Annotated in this window: 14 protein-coding genes; 5 read left to right on the forward strand and 9 right to left on the reverse strand. The window is 72.7% G+C overall.

All coding sequences use genetic code 11. The annotated features are described in order from the left end of the window. Positions 1–257 precede the first annotated feature (257 nt). Genes IH00_RS0112715 through IH00_RS0112725 form a run of 3 tightly spaced genes read right to left on the reverse strand, consistent with a single transcriptional unit; the run spans position 258 to position 2853 of the window. A complete protein-coding gene (locus IH00_RS0112715) occupies positions 258–1415 on the reverse strand; it encodes an acetyl-CoA C-acetyltransferase (RefSeq protein WP_031072820.1) in 1158 nt (385 codons plus the stop codon). Between the two features lie 16 nt (positions 1416–1431). After that, positions 1432–2046 (reverse strand): TetR/AcrR family transcriptional regulator, encoded by a 615-nt coding sequence (locus IH00_RS0112720; protein WP_031072822.1) that lies wholly within the window; start codon positions 2044–2046, stop codon positions 1432–1434. 15 nt (positions 2047–2061) lie between these two features. Then, complete coding sequence (locus IH00_RS0112725) at positions 2062–2853, reverse strand: SDR family oxidoreductase (protein ID WP_031072824.1); 792 nt, start codon at positions 2851–2853, stop codon at positions 2062–2064. 45 nt (positions 2854–2898) lie between these two features. Here IH00_RS0112725 and IH00_RS0112730 point away from each other — a divergent pair, with 45 nt between their 5' ends. From IH00_RS0112730 to IH00_RS44010, 4 genes are read left to right on the forward strand one after another with little or no spacing between them, the layout of a single operon-like run. Further along, positions 2899–4023 (forward strand): acyl-CoA dehydrogenase family protein, encoded by a 1125-nt coding sequence (locus IH00_RS0112730; RefSeq protein ID WP_031072826.1) that lies wholly within the window; start codon positions 2899–2901, stop codon positions 4021–4023. Continuing rightward, on the forward strand, positions 4023–5012 hold the full coding sequence (locus tag IH00_RS0112735) for an acyl-CoA dehydrogenase family protein (protein ID WP_031072827.1): 990 nt from the start codon (positions 4023–4025) through the stop codon (positions 5010–5012). The genes IH00_RS0112730 and IH00_RS0112735 overlap by 1 nt, the downstream gene beginning before the upstream one ends. Positions 5013–5042: 30 nt before the next feature. Further along, on the forward strand, positions 5043–5534 hold the full coding sequence (locus IH00_RS44000) for a cupin domain-containing protein (protein WP_052411349.1): 492 nt from the start codon (positions 5043–5045) through the stop codon (positions 5532–5534). A 17-nt stretch (positions 5535–5551) separates the two neighbouring features. After that, the gene (locus IH00_RS44010; protein WP_031072831.1) at positions 5552–5872 is read left to right on the forward strand and encodes an RICIN domain-containing protein; all 321 of its coding nucleotides are present in this window, start codon (positions 5552–5554) and stop codon (positions 5870–5872) included. Between the two features lie 49 nt (positions 5873–5921). Here IH00_RS44010 and IH00_RS0112750 read toward each other — a convergent pair whose 3' ends face one another. The 6 genes from IH00_RS0112750 to IH00_RS0112775 all read right to left on the reverse strand — a co-directional run bounded on the left by IH00_RS0112750 (position 5922) and on the right by IH00_RS0112775 (position 15297). After that, a complete protein-coding gene (locus tag IH00_RS0112750; RefSeq protein WP_031072833.1) occupies positions 5922–6398 on the reverse strand; it encodes a pyridoxamine 5'-phosphate oxidase family protein in 477 nt (158 codons plus the stop codon). Between the two features lie 42 nt (positions 6399–6440). Beyond that, positions 6441–6872: a hypothetical protein gene (locus tag IH00_RS0112755; protein ID WP_158827795.1), complete on the reverse strand. Its 432-nt coding sequence runs from the start codon at positions 6870–6872 to the stop codon at positions 6441–6443. Positions 6873–6963: 91 nt separating this feature from the next. Continuing rightward, complete coding sequence (locus IH00_RS0112760) at positions 6964–7686, reverse strand: vWA domain-containing protein (RefSeq protein WP_031072836.1); 723 nt, start codon at positions 7684–7686, stop codon at positions 6964–6966. A gap of 308 nt (positions 7687–7994) precedes the next feature. Continuing rightward, complete coding sequence (locus tag IH00_RS0112765) at positions 7995–9458, reverse strand: glutamate synthase subunit beta (RefSeq protein ID WP_031072838.1); 1464 nt, start codon at positions 9456–9458, stop codon at positions 7995–7997. Next, on the reverse strand, positions 9451–14013 hold the full coding sequence (gene gltB / locus IH00_RS0112770) for a glutamate synthase large subunit (protein WP_031072840.1): 4563 nt from the start codon (positions 14011–14013) through the stop codon (positions 9451–9453). The genes IH00_RS0112765 and gltB overlap by 8 nt, the downstream gene beginning before the upstream one ends. Before the next feature lie 555 nt (positions 14014–14568). After that, positions 14569–15297, reverse strand: a complete 729-nt coding sequence (locus tag IH00_RS0112775; protein ID WP_031072843.1) for a VIT1/CCC1 transporter family protein — start codon at positions 15295–15297, stop codon at positions 14569–14571. Between the two features lie 207 nt (positions 15298–15504). On the opposite strand from IH00_RS0112775, the gene IH00_RS0112780 reads away from it, so the two are divergent. Beyond that, a complete protein-coding gene (locus tag IH00_RS0112780) occupies positions 15505–16509 on the forward strand; it encodes an ADP-ribosylglycohydrolase family protein (RefSeq protein ID WP_031072845.1) in 1005 nt (334 codons plus the stop codon). Positions 16510–16570 lie beyond the last annotated feature (61 nt).

The raw sequence follows: 16570 nt of genomic DNA on the forward strand, positions 1-16570 counted from the left end.
GAGTTGAACCACTTCACGGTTCCAGTAGCCATGTTGTTCTCCTGAATGGTGTCGAGGGCCCCATCCGGAGATGCCGGAAACAAATGATGCGCCTGCGGAGCATTCCCGTCAGGCGCACACAAAGTTCATGGGTACCAAAACTGCAACACGGAAACCGTAGCACGGCCCGCGCCACCGTGCGGAGCCGGTCGAGTGAGCCGTGCCACGTCGGCGGCCGGAGGCGCCCGGGGCCGGCGCCGGGGCCTGGTCCGGGCCCCTCAGAGCCGCTCGACGATCGTCACGTTCGCCTGGCCGCCGCCCTCGCACATCGTCTGCAGGCCGTAGCGGCCGCCGGTGCGCTCCAGTTCGTGCAGGAGCGTGGTCATCAGGCGGGCTCCCGTCGCGCCGAGGGGGTGGCCGAGGGCGATCGCGCCGCCGTTGACGTTGACGCGGGCGGGGTCGGCACCGGTCTCCTTCAGCCAGGCGAGGACCACCGGGGCGAACGCCTCGTTGATCTCGACCAGGTCGATGTCGTCCATCGCCAGGCCCGTCCTCCTCAGGGCGTGGGCGGTGGCGGGGATGGGCGCGGTGAGCATGCGGATCGGGTCCTCGCCCCGCGCGGAGAGGTGGTGGATCCGGGCGCGGGGGGTCAGCCCGTGGTCCGCCACCGCGCGGCCGCTCGCCAGGAGCAGCGCCGCGGCGCCGTCGGAGACCTGGGAGGAGCAGGCGGCGGTGACGGTGCCGCCGGGCAGCACCGGCGGCAGGGCGGCCATCTTCTCCGGGGTCGTGTCGCGGCGCGGCCCCTCGTCCGCGGTGAGCGTGCCGCAGGCCGTCGTCTCGCGGGCGAAGCGGCCCTCGTCGGCCGCGCGTACCGCCCTCCGGTGGGAGAGGAGCGCGTACTCCTCCTGATCGCGTCGGGTGATGCCCCACCGGCGGGCGATCATCTCGGCGCCGGCGAACTGGTTGACCGGCGCGTCGCCGTACCGGGCCCGCCATCCTCGTGAGCCGGCGAACGGCCCTTCGGTCAGGCCCAGCGGCACGGCCGCCTGCCGTGAGGCGTACGCGATCGGGATCATGGTCATGTTCTGGGTGCCACCCGCCACGACGAGGTCCTGGGTGCCGGACAGCACCGCCTGGGCGGCGAAGTGCACCGCCTGCTGCGAGGAGCCGCACTGCCGGTCGACGGTGACGCCGGGCACCTCCTCGGGGAGCCCGGCGGCCAGCCATGCCGTGCGGGCGATGTCCCCCGCCTGCGGCCCCACCGCGTCGAGGCAGCCGAACACGACGTCGTCGACGGCGGCCGGGTCGATGCCCGCGCGTGCCACCAGCTCGCGCAGGACGTGCGCGCCGAGGTCGGCGGGGTGGACGGCGCCGAGGCCCCCTCCGCGCCGTCCGACCGGTGTGCGGACCGCTTCGACGATGTAGGCCTCGGCCATGACGACTCCCTGTCGGTCAGTTCCGTACGGCGATACCGTCCAGCACCATCGACAGGTACTGGCGGGCGATCTCCTCGGGGCTGTGCAGGCCCCCGGGGCGGTACCAGGACGCCGCGACCCACACCGTGTCGCGCACGAACCGGTAGGTGAGCCGGACGTCGAGGTCGGCGCGGAACACCCGCGCCGCCACGCCGCGTTCCAGCGTGCCGAGCCAGGCCCTCTCGAACTTCCGCTGCGACTCGGTGAGGTACTGGAAGCGCGGCTGGGCGGCCAGGTGCCGGGCCTCCTTCTGGTAGATCGCGACGGCGGCGCGGTGCCGGTCGATCTCCCGGAACGATTCGGTGACGAGCGCCTCGATGGTCTCCCGGGGCCCGAGCCCGGCGGCGAGGACGGCGTCGTACCCCGCCCACAGTTCGTCGAGGAAGCCGGAGAGGATCTCGTCGACCATCGATTCCTTGGAATCGAAGTGGTAGTAGAGGCTCCCGGCGAGCATCCCGGCCTCGTCGGCGATCCGGCGGACCGTCGTGGCGTTGTACCCCTGGGCGGCGAACACCTCGGCCGCCGTGGCGAGGATCTCGTCGCGCCGCACCGGCGCGGCCGCGGTCACCTGGGTCTTCTTCTTGTTCGGCACGTGCCCATTCTGGGCCTACGCGTGCTGGCTGCTGACGGAGACGACCTCGCCGGTGAGGTACGAGGCGTATCCGCTGGCGAGGAAGACGATGACGTTGGCGACCTCCCAGGGCTCCGCGTACCGCCCGAACGCCTCGCGGGCGGTGAGTTCGTCCAGCAGTCCGGCGGAGGTGACCTTCACCAGGTGCGGGTGCATGGCGAGGCTGGGGGCGACGGCGTTGACGCGGACGGGGTCGCCGGGGTACGCCGCCGCTTCGGCCGCCGCGCAGCGGGTGAGGGCCATGACGCCGGCCTTGGCGGCGGCGTAGTGCGCCTGCCCGGCCTGGGCGCGCCAGCCGAGCACGGACGCGTTGTTGACGATCACTCCGCCGCCGCCCTGGTCGCGCAGCAGCCGCAGCGCCGCGCGGGTGCAGCGGAAGGTGCCGTTCAGTGTCACGTCGACGACGCGGTCCCACTGGTCGTCGGTCATGTCGGCGAGCGGGGCCGTGCCCCCGAGTCCGGCGTTGTTGACGACGACGTCGAGCCTGCCGTGGCGGGTCACGGCCGCCGCGAACAGTGCCCGGACCTGGTCCTCGCGGGTGACGTCGCACGGCAGTGCGGCGACGGCGTCCGGCCCGAACTCCGCGGCGAGCGTCCGCCCGGCCTGCTCCAGGCGGCGCGGGTGGGCGTCGCTGATGAGCACCCGGGCGCCCTCCTCCAGGAGCCGGCGGGCGGTTGCGCCGCCGATGCCCGCTCCGGCGGCGGCGGTGACGACGGCGGTGCGTCCGGCCAGCAGACCGTGTCCCGCGACGTACTCGACGCTCCTCATGACCGTACGCTAACCTGCCAAACGCTTGTTAGGGAAGGTACCGACATGGACCTGACGTACACCGGCGCACAGCAGGAGTTCCGCCACCAGGCCCGGGCATGGCTGGCGGCGCACGTACCCGGGGACCCCCTGCCCTCCCTGGAGACGGCCGAGGGCTTCGCCGCCCACCGCGCGTGGGAGGCGGAACTGCACGCCGGCGGCTGGTCGGTGGTGTCGTGGCCGCGGCGGTACGGCGGCCGGGACGCCGGCCTCACCGAGTGGCTGGTCTTCGAGGAGGAGTACTACGCGGCCGGTGCGCCCGCCCGCGTCTCGCAGAACGGCATCGGCCTCCTCGCCCCGACGCTCTTCGCCCACGGCACCGAGGAGCAGCGGGCGCGGATCCTGCCGCCGATGGCGGGCGGCGGGACGGTCTGGGCGCAGGCGTGGTCCGAGCCGGAGGCCGGTTCCGACCTCGCCGCGCTCCGCTCGCGCGCGGTGCGCACGGACGGCGGCTGGCTGCTGCACGGCCACAAGACGTGGTCGTCCCGCGCGGCCTTCGCCGACCGGGCCTTCGGGCTCTTCCGCACGGATCCGGACGCCCGGCGGCACCGGGGCCTGACCTACCTGATGTTCGGCCTGCGCGCCCCGGGTGTGACGGTGCGGCCGATCGGGCGGCTGGACGGCAGGCCGGCCTTCGCCGAGCTGTTCCTCGACGGCGTTCTCGTCCCGGACGAGGACGTGATCGGCGCACCGGGCGAGGGCTGGCGGATCGCCATGTCGGCGACCGGGGACGAGCGCGGCCTCACGCTCCGTTCACCGGGCCGCTACCTCGCGGCCGCCGACCGCCTGGTACGGCTGTGGCGGGAGCGCGGCGAGGACCCGGGGCTGCGCGACCGGGTGGCGGACGCGGTGATCGGGGCACGGGCGTACCGGCTGTTCACGGCGGCGGCTGCGGCGGGCGGGACGGCCGCCGCGGAGTCCAGCCTGAACAAGCTGTTCTGGTCCGAGTACGACATCGCCCTGCACGAGACGGCCCTCGACCTCCTCGGCGCGGAGGGCGAGTTCGCGGACCACGCGTGGGCGGAGGGGTACACCTTCGCGCTCGCCGGGCCGATCTACGCCGGGACGAACGAGATCCAGCGCGACATCGTCGCCGAGCGGCTGCTCGGCCTGCCGAAGGGCCGCCGCTGATGCGCTTCCGGCTCACCGACGAGCAGCGGGCGTTCGCCGGGTCCCTGAACGCCCTGCTGTCGGCCTCCGGCACCCCGGCCGCCGCGCGGTCCTGGGCGGCCGGGGACACCCGCCCCGGCCGGGCGCTGTGGTCGCGGCTGGCGGAGGCGGGGGTGTTCGCGCTGGCGGTCCCGGAGGCGTATGAGGGCGGGCTCGGCCCGCGGCCGGTCGAGGTCGCCGTCGCCTTCACCGAGCTGGGCCGCCACGCGGTGCCGGGCCCCGTGGTGGAGACGGTCGCGGCCGCGGCCCTGCTCGCGCGGCTGGCGGAACGCGGCCTGGGCGCCCCGGCGCGGCGGCTGCTGCCGCCCCTGGCCTCGGGTGCGCTGACGGCGACGCTGCCCTCCGCGCACGGCTGGGCCCTCGACGCCGGCACCGCAGACGTGACGCTCGTCGCGGACGCCGCCGCCGGGGAGTTGCGCCTCGCACCGGGCCACGGACCCGTTCGCACCTCCGCCGACCCCGCGCGCCGCCTCGCGCGCCCGTCGCCCGGCGGGGAGCTGCTGGCGGCCGGGCCGCGGGTGGCGGAGGCGGCCCGGTACGCGGCGGACTGGGCCGCGCTCGCCACGGCGGCGCAGTCGCTCGGCGTCGGGTACGCGCTGCTGGACCGGACCGTCGCGTACGTCGGGCTGCGCACCCAGTTCGGCGCGGCCGTCGGCTCCTTCCAGGCGGTCAAGCACCGGCTGGCGGACACCCTGCTGGGCCTGGCGTTCGCACGGCCGCTGCTGCACGGGGCGGCGCTGTCCCTGCGGACCGCCGACATCGCGGCGGCCAAGGCGGCGGCGGGCGACGCGGCGTACGCGGCCGCCCGCACCGCACTCCAGCTGCACGGCGCCGTCGGGTACACCGAGGAGCTGGACCTCGCGCTGTGGCTGCGCAAGGCGCGCCCGCTGCGCGCCGCCTGGGGGGATCCCGCATGGTGTCGTGCGCAGGTCCTGGCCGACGCGGGGTGAGGGAGCCGTAGGCTGCCCGCGGACGGGCACATGGCCCCGGCCGGGCCCCGGGAGGAGCGACCGTGCGCGACTGGCAGAACGAACCGGGAATGCAACCGCATCCGGAGGGGCTTCTTCCGGCGCCTCTACACGAGCCCCGGGCACGTCGAGCTGCCCCGGGGCGAACGTCCGCTCGCCACGTCGATCCACTACCTGCTCACCCGGGAGCAGCCGCGCGGGAGACTGCACCGCAACCGCAGCGACATCCTGCACTTCCTCGTCGACGGCGGGCCGGTGCGGTACGTGACGGCCGGCGAGCGGGGGACGGTCGAGTACGTCACCCTGCGGTCCGGCGCGGAGCACTTCCTCGTCGTGCCGGGAGGGCTGTGGAAGGCGTCCCACCTCGTCGAGGACGCGCCGTACGCCCTGGTGGCGGAGGTGGTCACGCCCGGGTTCGACTACGCCGACCACGAGTTCGCCACCGCCGGGGACGTCGCGCACCTCGGTCAGGCCGCCGCCGAGCTGGCACCGTTCCTGCCCTGACGCCTCCGCAGCGCCTGGTGCACGGCCCACACCACGGACACCAGCGGGACGGCGACCACCGCCCCCAGCACACCCGCCGCGACGGGACCGTCCGGGCCCTCGGCAAGTGCCTCGACGCCGCCTCCGCCGGCACGGCCGACGGCACCCGCGTCCAGCTGTGGGACTGCAACGGCACCGGTGCGCAGCGCTGGTCGTACAACGCCGCGACGAACGACCTGGTGAACCTGCCGGCGAACAGGTGCCTGGACGTCCTCGGCAACACTCCCGCGGACGGGACACCGACGCAGCTGTGGACGTGCACGGGCGGCGCCGACCGGAAGTGGTCCCTGGTGACCTGAGCCGCCCGGGGCCCTGCCCCGGGGCCCGGGGACGATCCGGGAGACAGCCCTAGTCGTTGCCCCGACGTACCGTGCGCACCGGTCCGCCCGGGTGCCAGGTCTCCACGACGAGCCGGTCGCCCTCGACCGAGGTGCGCACGACCTCGGAGAGCTCCGCGCGGAAGAGGTGGAACGGCTGGGGCGCCTCCGCCTCGTCCGCGAACCGGGCCATGACCGCCGGGTCCGTCACCTCGACGGCCCGGCCCCCGATCCGCACGTCACCGCCGCCCATGCCGGTTCCGCCGCCCGGATTGGCGTACAGGGCGAAGCGCGGGTCGCGCCGCAGGTCGTACGCCTTGCGCGACCTCGGCATCATGCCGAGCCACAGCTCGTCGGAGCGGAAGGTGACTTCGAGACCGCTCAGCCGCGGGGAGCCGTCCTTGCGCAGGGTGCCGAGGACGTGGTGCGTGTACGCGGCGAAGCGCTGTTCGACGATCTGCGCGAACTGCGGCTCCGCCGCCCGGAAGTCTGCCCAACGGAATGCCATGGCACCAGGGAACCCGGGATACCGGACACCTTGTGTCGGGTATCAGACGGGAAGCGCATCGAGCCGGTACGGATTGGCCCCCGTGTAGCGCGTCTCGCAGGTGCCGCCCTCCCGGCAGATCGTCAGCGCCAGCCGGCGGATCCCGCTCTCGTCCGACGCGGCGATGTCGTGGAACTCGGCGCTCGTGCCGCAGCCGCCGGTGTGGTGCCGGTCGCCCAGCGGGACGGTCCGCCCGGCGCCCGTGGTGACGGCGACGGAGACGTACACGGGGCGGTCGTCGCAGGTGGTGTCGGTGACGGTGACGGTACCGCCCTCGACGGTGTGCCGTTCGGTCCAGGTGAACCGGAGCTGGACGCGGTCGCCCCAGCTCGCCGACACGTCGGCGAGCACGGTCGCTTCCGCCCGGGCGGTCCCGCCGCCCGCCCCCAGCGCGAGTGCGGTCGCCGCGGCGACCACGAGTCCTGTACGGCGCATGTGTGCGTCTCCCATCCGGTAGCCGGTATCCCGAGGAGCAGCACTACCCCGCGGCCCCAGGGAGTCCCGCGGCGAGGGCGACAATCACACGTCAGGCCGAACGCACGATGCCCTGGGCCCGCGCCGCGGCGAGCCAGGCCGGGAACTCCGCGACCAGCCGGTCGTAGAGCACGCCGTCGGGGACGCGGGACGGGTCGGTGCCCGCGTGGAAGAAGCCCGCGTTGTCGACGCAGCGCTTCGCGGGCACGGCGAGCTCGTCGAGCCTGCGCAGGAAGTCGAACTGGCGGCTGTCCGGGTCGCCGAAGCCGATGAACTGCCAGAACAGGGGCAGTTTCGCCGCCTTGCAGACGTAGCGTTCGGCCGCGAGCCTGCTGGTCGGTCCTCCGTCCGTCTGGAAGACGACGAGCGCGGGCGTGGCGGCACCGCTGTCGAGGTAGTGGTCGATGACCGCGTCCATGGCCAGGTGGTAGTTGGTCCTGCCCATGTGGTCGAGGTTCGCCACGATCCGTTCGATCCTGCCGTGGTGGTCCGCCGGTGCGATCTCGGTCTCGGCGTCGATGTCCGTCGAGAAGAAGACGACAGGGACGCGCCCGTCGTCGTCGAGGTGGGCCGACAGGCTCAGCACCCGGTCGGCGAGCGCCTGGACGCTGCCGTCCCGGTAGTACGGCCGCATCGAGCCGGAGTGGTCGACCACGAGGTAGACGGCGGCGCGCTCGCCGCTCAGCCCGTGCTTGCGGAGGGAGACACCCGCGCTCTTGTAGAGGTCGACCAGCGCGGGCGCGGTCTCCTCCATCTTCCGGAGGCTGATCGGCATACGAGGAGATTAGGGGACCGTCACCGTTCTCCGCCGGGCCTTCGGGAAAGGGTGCAGCGCCTGCCGAAGGTCCGGTCGGGGACACGGCAGGCGCTGCTGTGTTCCGCACGCCGTTGTACGGGACGAATGAGGGGTGCCTCGGGCCACTGGGGGCCGGGCCGGTGGAGGACGACTGTCCGGCCGGGGGCGCCGCGTACGTCATCGTACGCGGCGCCCGGCCGGTGTGCGGCACCGGACCGCCCGGGACTCCGGACGGGTCGGGGCCTCGGGACGGTCGGGGGCTCCTCGGCGGCGCGGGCGAGCGGCCGTCAGACCGCCAGGGCGCGGTCCGTCGGGCGGATCGGGGCGGGCAGTTCGCTCGCACCCGTCAGGTAGCGGTCCACTCCGCGGGCGGCGGAGCGTCCCTCGGCGATGGCCCAGACGATGAGCGACTGGCCGCGGCCGGCGTCACCGGCGACGAAGACGCCGTCGACGTTGGTCGCGTAGCTCTCGTCACGCGCGATGTTGCCGCGCGCGTCGAGCTCCAGGCCGAACTGCTCCACCAGGCCGTTGGACTGGTCGGTGCCGGTGAAGCCCATGGCGAGGGTGACGAGCTGGGCCGGGATCTTCCGCTCGGTGCCCGGCTTCTGCTCCAGCTTGCCGTCCTTGAACTCGACCTCGACGAGGTGGAGGAACTGGACGTTGCCGTCCTCGTCGCCCTCGAAGTGGGTGGTGGAGACGGAGTAGACCCGCTCGCCGCCCTCCTCGTGGGCCGAGGTGACCTTGTAGAGCATGGGGAAGGTCGGCCAGGGCTGGGTGACCGGGTTCCGGTCCTCGCCCGGCTTGGGCATGATCTCCAGCTGCGTGACGGACAGCGCGCCCTGGCGGTGGGCGGTGCCCACGCAGTCCGCGCCGGTGTCGCCGCCGCCGATGACCACGACGTGCTTGCCCTCGGCGGTGATCGGGGGCGCCACGAAGTCGCCCTCCTGCACCTTGTTGGCGAGCGGCAGGTACTCCATCGCGAAGTGGATGCCCTTGAGCTCGCGCCCCGGCACGGGCAGGTCGCGCGAGACGGTGGCGCCGGCGGCGATGACGACGGCGTCGTACCGCTGCCGCAGCTTCGCGGCGTCGATGTCGCGGCCGATCTCGATCTCGGTGCGGAACTTGGTGCCCTCCGCGCGCATCTGCTCGATGCGGCGGTTGATGTGCACCTTCTCCATCTTGAACTCGGGGATGCCGTACCGCAGCAGACCGCCGATGCGGTCGGCCCGCTCGTACACGGCGACCGTGTGGCCGGCGCGGGTCAGCTGCTGCGCGGCGGCGAGGCCCGCCGGGCCGGAGCCGATGACGGCGACGGTCTTGCCGGACAGCCGCTCCGGCGGCTGCGGCGTGACGTCACCGTTGTCCCACGCCTTGTCGATGATCGAGACCTCGACGTTCTTGATGGTGACCGGCGGCTGGTTGATGCCCAGCACGCACGCCGACTCGCACGGGGCCGGGCACAGCCGCCCGGTGAACTCCGGGAAGTTGTTCGTGGCGTGCAGGCGCTCGCTCGCGGCCTGCCAGTCCTCGCGGTAGGCGTAGTCGTTCCACTCGGGGATCAGGTTCCCGAGCGGACAGCCGTTGTGGCAGAACGGGATGCCGCAGTCCATGCACCGGCCGGCCTGCTTGCTGATGATCGGCAGCAGGGAGCCGGGGACGTAGACCTCGTTCCAGTCCTTGACGCGCTCGGCCACGGGGCGGGTCTTGGCGACCTCGCGCCCGGTGGTCAGGAAGCCCTTGGGGTCAGCCATTGGTCGCCGCCTCCATCATCTTCTCGGTGGTCTCCTGCTCGGAGAGACCGGCGAGCTCAGCGGCGTCCTTGGCGGCGAGCACTGCCTTGTACGTGGTCGGGATGATCTTGCTGAACCGGTCCACGGCGGTGGACCAGTCGGCAAGGAGCTTCTCGGCTACGGTCGAGCCCGTCTCCTCGTGGTGGCGGCGCACGACGTCGTGCAGCCACGCCCGGTCGGCCTCGTCCAGGGCCTCGACGGCGCCCAGGTTGCCGGAGTTGACGTTGTCCCGGACGAGGTCGATGACGTACGCGACGCCGCCCGACATGCCGGCCGCGAAGTTGCGGCCCGTCTCGCCGAGCACCACCGCGTGACCGCCGGTCATGTACTCGCAACCGTGGTCGCCCACGCCCTCGGAGACGACCAGCGCGCCGGAGTTGCGGACGCAGAACCGTTCGCCGGTGCGGCCGCGCAGGAAGATCTCGCCGCCGGTCGCGCCGTACGCGATGGTGTTGCCCGCGATGGTGGAGTACTCGGCCAGGTGGTCGGCGCCCCGGTCGGGACGGACGATCACGCGGCCGCCGGAGAGTCCCTTGCCGACGTAGTCGTTGGCGTCGCCCTCCAGGCGCAGCGTGATGCCGCGCGGCAGGAACGCGCCGAAGGACTGGCCGGCCGAGCCGGTGAAGGTGATGTCGATGGTGTCGTCGGGGAGGCCCGCGCCACCGAACTTCTGCGTCACCCGGTGGCCGAGCATGGTGCCGACCGTGCGGTTGATGTTGCGGATCGGGACCTGCGCGCGGACCGGGCGGGCGTCCTCGGCGGAGGCCGCGTCGAGGGCGTCGGCGGCGAGCTCGATGAGCTCGTTGTCCAGCGCCTTCTCCAGGCCGTGGTCCTGCTCGATCAGCTGGTGGCGCACCGCGCCCTCCGGCAGTTCGGGGACGTGGAACAGCGGAGCCAGGTCGAGGCCCTGCGCCTTCCAGTGGTTCACGGCCTTGGTGGTGTCGAGCAGCTCGGCGTGACCGACGGCCTCCTCCAGGGTGCGGAAGCCGAGCTCGGCGAGCAGCTCGCGCACCTCCTCGGCGATGAACCGGAAGAAGTTGACGACGAATTCGGCCTTGCCGGAGAACCGCTCGCGCAGCACCGGGTTCTGGGTGGCGATGCCGACCGGGCAGGTGTCCAGGTGGCAGACGCGCATCATGACGCAGCCGGAGACGACGAGCGGCGCGGTCGCGAAACCGAACTCCTCGGCGCCGAGCAGCGCGGCGATGACGACGTCACGGCCGGTCTTGAGCTGACCGTCGGTCTGGACGACGATCCGGTCGCGCAGGCCGTTGAGCAGCAGGGTCTGCTGGGTCTCGGCGAGGCCGAGCTCCCAGGGGCCGCCCGCGTGCTTCAGCGACGTCAGCGGGGACGCGCCCGTACCGCCGTCGTGGCCGGAGATGAGCACGACGTCCGCGTGGGCCTTGGACACGCCGGCGGCGACCGTGCCGACGCCGACCTCGGACACCAGCTTCACGTGGATGCGGGCGGCCGGGTTGGCGTTCTTGAGGTCGTGGATCAGCTGAGCCAGGTCCTCGATGGAGTAGATGTCGTGGTGCGGCGGCGGGGAGATCAGGCCGACGCCCGGGGTGGAGTGCCGGGTCTTGGCGACCCACGGGTACACCTTGTGGCCGGGCAGCTGGCCGCCCTCGCCGGGCTTGGCGCCCTGGGCCATCTTGATCTGGATGTCGTCCGCGTTGACCAGGTACTCGGAGGTGACGCCGAAGCGGCCGGAGGCGACCTGCTTGATCGACGAGCGCCGCGCCGGGTCGTACAGGCGCTCCGGGTCCTCGCCGCCCTCACCGGTGTTGGACTTTCCGCCCAGCTGGTTCATGGCGATGGCGAGGGTCTCGTGCGCCTCCTGGGAGATGGAGCCGTACGACATGGCGCCGGTGGAGAACCGCTTGACGATCTCGCTCGCCGGCTCGACCTCCTCGAGGGGGATCGAGGGGCGGTCGGACTTGAAGCCGAACAGGCCGCGCAGCGTCATGAGGCGCTCGGACTGCTCGTTCACCCGGTCCGTGTACTTCTTGAAGATGTCGTAGCGGCCGGCGCGCGTGGCGTGCTGCAGGCGGAAGACCGTCTCCGGGTCGAACAGGTGCGGCTCGCCCTCGCGGCGCCACTGGTATTCGCCGCCGATCTCCAGCGCGCGGTGCGCGGAGGGGACGCCGGAGGCGGGGTACGCCTTGGCGTGGCGGGCGGCGACCTCCTTGGCGACGACGTCCAGGCCGGCGCCACCGATCTTGGTGGCGGTGCCGTTGAAGTACTTCTCGACGAAGGCCTCGTCGAGGCCGACGGCCTCGAAGACCTGGGCGCCGCGGTAGGAGGCGACGGTCGAGATGCCCATCTTGGACATGACCTTCAGAACGCCCTTGCCGAGGGCGTAGATCAGGTTGCGGATGGCCTGCTCGGGCTCCAGGCCCTCGACGAAGGTGCCGGCGCGGACCAGGTCCTCGACGGACTCCATCGCGAGGTACGGGTTGACGGCGGCGGCGCCGTACCCGATGAGCAGCGCGACGTGGTGCACCTCGCGGACGTCACCGGCCTCGACCAGCAGGCCCACCTGGGTGCGCTGCTTGGTGCGGATGAGGTGGTGGTGGACGGCGGAGGTGAGCAGCAGCGACGGGATCGGCGCGTGCTCGGCGTCGGAGTGCCGGTCGGACAGCACGATCAGGCGGGCGCCGCCCTCGATGGCGGCGTCGGCCTCGGCGCAGATCTCCTCGATGCGGGCCGCGAGGGCCTCGCCGCCGCCGGAGACCCGGTAGAGGCCGGAGAGCGTGGCGGCCTTCATGCCGGGCATGTCGCCGTCGGCGTTGATGTGGATGAGCTTGGCCAGCTCGTCGTTGTCGATGACCGGGAACGGCAGGGTGACGCTGCGGCAGGACGCTGCGGTCGGCTCCAGCAGGTTGCCCTGGGGGCCGAGCGAGGAGTGCAGCGAGGTGACGAGCTCCTCGCGGATGGCGTCCAGCGGCGGGTTGGTGACCTGCGCGAACAGCTGGGTGAAGTAGTCGAACAGCAGACGCGGACGCTCGGAGAGCGCGGCGATCGGCGAGTCCGTGCCCATGGAGCCGATCGGCTCGGCACCGGTGCGGGCCATCGGCGCGAGGAGGACGCGCAGCTCCTCCTCGGTGTAGCCGAAGGTCTGCTGGCGGCGGGTGACCGAGGCGTGGGTGTGGACGATGTGCTCGCGCTCGGGGAGGTCCTCGAGCTCGATGATCCCCGTCTCCAGCCACTCCTGGTACGGGTGCTCCGCGGCGAGGGCGGCCTTGATCTCGTCGTCCTCGATGATGCGGTGCTCGGCGGTGTCGACGAGGAACATCTTGCCGGGCTGGAGGCGGCCCTTGCGGACGACCTTGGCGGGGTCGATGTCGAGGACGCCGACCTCGGAGGAGAGGACGACGAGGCCGTCGTCGGTGACCCAGTAGCGGCCGGGGCGCAGACCGTTGCGGTCGAGAACGGCGCCGACCTGGACGCCGTCGGTGAAGGTGACGCAGGCCGGGCCGTCCCAGGGCTCCATCATCGTGGAGTGGTACTGGTAGAAGGCGCGCCGGGCCGGGTCCATGGAGTCGTGGTTCTCCCACGCCTCCGGAACCATCATCAGGACGCTGTGCGGCAGCGAACGGCCGCCGAGGTGGAGCAGCTCCAGCACCTCGTCGAAGGAGGCGGAGTCGGAGGCGTCCGGCGTGCAGACCGGGAAGATCCGCTCCAGGCCCTTGTCACCGAAGAGGCCGGAGAGGAGCTGCGACTCGCGGGCCCGCATCCAGTTGCGGTTGCCCTTGACCGTGTTGATCTCGCCGTTGTGCGCGACGAAGCGGTACGGGTGGGCCAGCGGCCAGCTCGGGAAGGTGTTGGTGGAGAAGCGGGAGTGCACGAGCGCGACGGCCGTGGCGCAGCGCCGGTCGGACAGGTCCGGGAAGAAGGGCTCAAGCTGACCGGTGGTGAGCATGCCTTTGTAGACAATGGTGCGGGCGGAGAGCGAGGGGAAGTAGACCCCGGCCTCGCGCTCGGCGCGCTTGCGCAGCAGGAACGCCTTGCGGTCCAGCTCGATGCCCGTGCTCGTGCCGCCGTCGCTCACGAACAGCTGACGGAAGACCGGCATGGTGGAGCGGGCGGTGGCGCCGAGCAGCTCGGGGGCGACGGGGACCTCGCGCCAGCCGAGGACGGTGAGGTTCTCCTCGGCGGCGATCGTCTCGATCCGCGAGACGGCCTGTGCGGAGCCGTCCGCGGGGAGGAAGGCGATGCCGACCGCGTATTCACCGGCCGCCGGGAGCTCGAAGTCGGTGACCTCGCGCAGGAAGGCGTCCGGGACCTGGAACAGGATGCCCGCGCCGTCGCCGGAATCGGGCTCGGAACCGGTGGCGCCCCGGTGCTCCAGGTTGCGCAGAACGGTCAGCGCCTGCTCGACCAGCGCGTGGCTGGCAACACCGGTGAGGGTGGCAACGAAGCCGACACCACAGGCGTCGTGCTCGTTGCGGGGGTCGTACATACCCTGCGGGGCGGGGCGACCGTCCATGGGCGACCAGGCGTCGGAACGCATCGGCTCTCCCGTCGTCGTCGTGGCTGGGGGCACCTCCCAGACGGAGTCTGGGGGAGCTAGTGCCAGAGGGACGACGTTGGCCCTCCGCGAAATTTCGTGCAGGTTACATGATGGAATGTTTCTCGAAAAGCGGATAGTTCATTCCAGCATGCGGACACCGCATGGGGCGGTGGAGTGTGTTGTCGCAGGTGGGGCCGGGTGGGCGGGGTGGCCGTCCGGCGGCCTGCGGGGGGAGCGGGCTTCGTTGCCCGCAGCGCTCACGGCTCATGCCCGCTGTTCAAGGAATCGAAACCGTCGCGTTACGGCTCATTATGCGCCGCGGTGCATAGTGTCTCACCGGCGGGTGGGGTCCCGCCATTGGAGGTTCATCACATCCGTCGGTGGGGGCGCGCCCGCCGTGTCCGGAGCGCGGGGATACGGGAGGAACGAGAGCTTCCACCGTAACCGCCGCATGCCCGGCGGGGAAGCGGAAACCGCGGCCCATCTCGGCGCATGCCGGAGGTGCCGCGGACTCGCGGGTCCCGGGCCCGGGGTGCGGCCCCGGGCCCGGCGGGGTCAGAGTGCCGCGCCGAACAAGGCGCCGAGACCGTAGGTGACGGCGGCGGCCGCACCACCGAGGGCCAGCTGGCGCAGGCCGCTGTACCACCAGCTGCGCGCGGTCACGCGCGCCACCAGCGCACCGCAGGCGAACAGCCCGAGCAGCGCCAGCAGCACGGCCGGCCAGAGCGCGGTCGCGCCCAGCAGGTACGGCAGGACGGGCAGGAGCGCGCCGAGCGCGAAGGACCCGAAGGAGGAAGCCGCGGCCACCAGCGGCGAGGGCAGATCGTCGGGGTCGATGCCGAGCTCCTCGCGGGCGTGGATCTCCAGCGCCTGCTCGGGGTCCCTGGACAGCTGCATGGCCACCTCGCGGGCGAGCGGAGGCTCGACGCCGCGCGCCACGTACAGCGCGGCGAGCTCCTCCATCTCGTCCACCGGGTGCTTGCGCAACTCGCGGCGCTCGACGTCCAGTTCAGCCTCCACCAGCTCGCGCTGGGACGCCACGGACGTGTACTCGCCCGCCGCCATGGAGAACGCACCGGCGGCCAGTCCGGCGAGGCCCGTGATGACGATGGTCTGCTGGGAGACCGCACCACCCGCGACACCGGTCATCAGGGCGAGGTTCGACACGAGCCCGTCCATCGCGCCGAACACCGCCGGCCGCAGCCACCCGCCGTTCACATCGCGGTGCGTGTGGTTGTCGCGGTGCGCTTCGTGAAGCGTCGCCTCGGTCTCGATGATGGACACAGTTCTCCCCTTGCTCCGGTGCAGCGGGTCCGGTGACCCCGCTCCCCCAACACCTCGAAAATACGCGCGATGTAAGGGGCTCGCCAGCAAGGCAGGCTTTACTAACCACCTGTCATCGGGGTGACAGAGCCGCCCTTCGCGACACCCCCCGGCCGCTGCGGGGCACACATCCGGGAATCGGATCGCCGCGCACCGAAGGGCCACGCGATGGAGTCGACGGCAAGCTCGCTCCTCCTCGACCGAGCGCGGGGCGCACTGCTCGGACTGGCCGTCGGGGACGCACTCGGGGCTCCGGCCGAGAACATGCGTCCGTCCGAGATCCGGCGTACGTGGGGCCGTATCGAAGGGTTCGTCGCGGACGAACCCGCGGGCACGGACGACACCGAGTACGCGATCTTCTCCGGGCTGCTGCTCGCCCGGCACGGCTCGGCGCTGACCGTGGCCCACGTGGAGAAGGCGTGGCACCACTGGATCGCCGACCTGGACGAAGGGCCGTTCCGCGGCGCCGGGTTCAGCGAGCGCGGCACCCTGGAGAACTTGCGGCGCGGCCTCGCCGCCCCGATCTCGGCGCAGCACCGCCACGCCTGGAGCGACGGCCTGGCGATGCGGGCGGCACCGTTCGGGGTGTTCGCCGCGGGGCGCCCGGCGGAAGCGGCACGGCTGGTGGCGATCGACGGCTCGGTCAGCCACGAGGGCGAGGGCATCTACGGAGGCCAGGCGGTCGCGGCGGGCGTGGCGGCGGCGATGTCGGGCGCGGACCCGGCCTCGATCATCGCCGCGGCCCTGTCGGTGGTGCCGATGGACTCGTGGACCGCCCGCTCGATGCGCCGCGCGGTCGTCGCGGCGCAGCGCGTCCAGCCCGACCCGCTCGTCCGCGAACGCACCGTCCGCTCGGCGGTCGTCATCGGCGGCTATCCGTGGACGGACCTGGCACCGGAGGCCGTCGGCCTGGCCTTCGGGGCCTTCGCCGCCGCGCGCGGCGACTTCCGTACGGCCGTCCTGACCGCGGTCAACATGGGCCGGGACGCCGACACGACCGCCGCGGTGGCGGGCGCCCTGGCCGGCGCGATGTCGGGCGCATCGGCGATTCCCCCGGAATGGGCGTCCGCGATCGGCCCGGTGCGCGGGAGCTGCCTGCCTTCCATGCGGGGCCACCACGTCCTGGACATCGCGGAACTCCTGACCCCCGACGACAACCCGGAGGACCCGTGACGCCCCCCAATCCGGCGGAGCACGCCCCCGCCACCGCCCCTGCCCGCCCCCGGGCCACCCG

Origin of the sequence: Streptomyces sp. NRRL S-118 (assembly GCF_000716335.1) — a bacterium.
Lineage (GTDB): Bacteria > Actinomycetota > Actinomycetes > Streptomycetales > Streptomycetaceae > Streptomyces.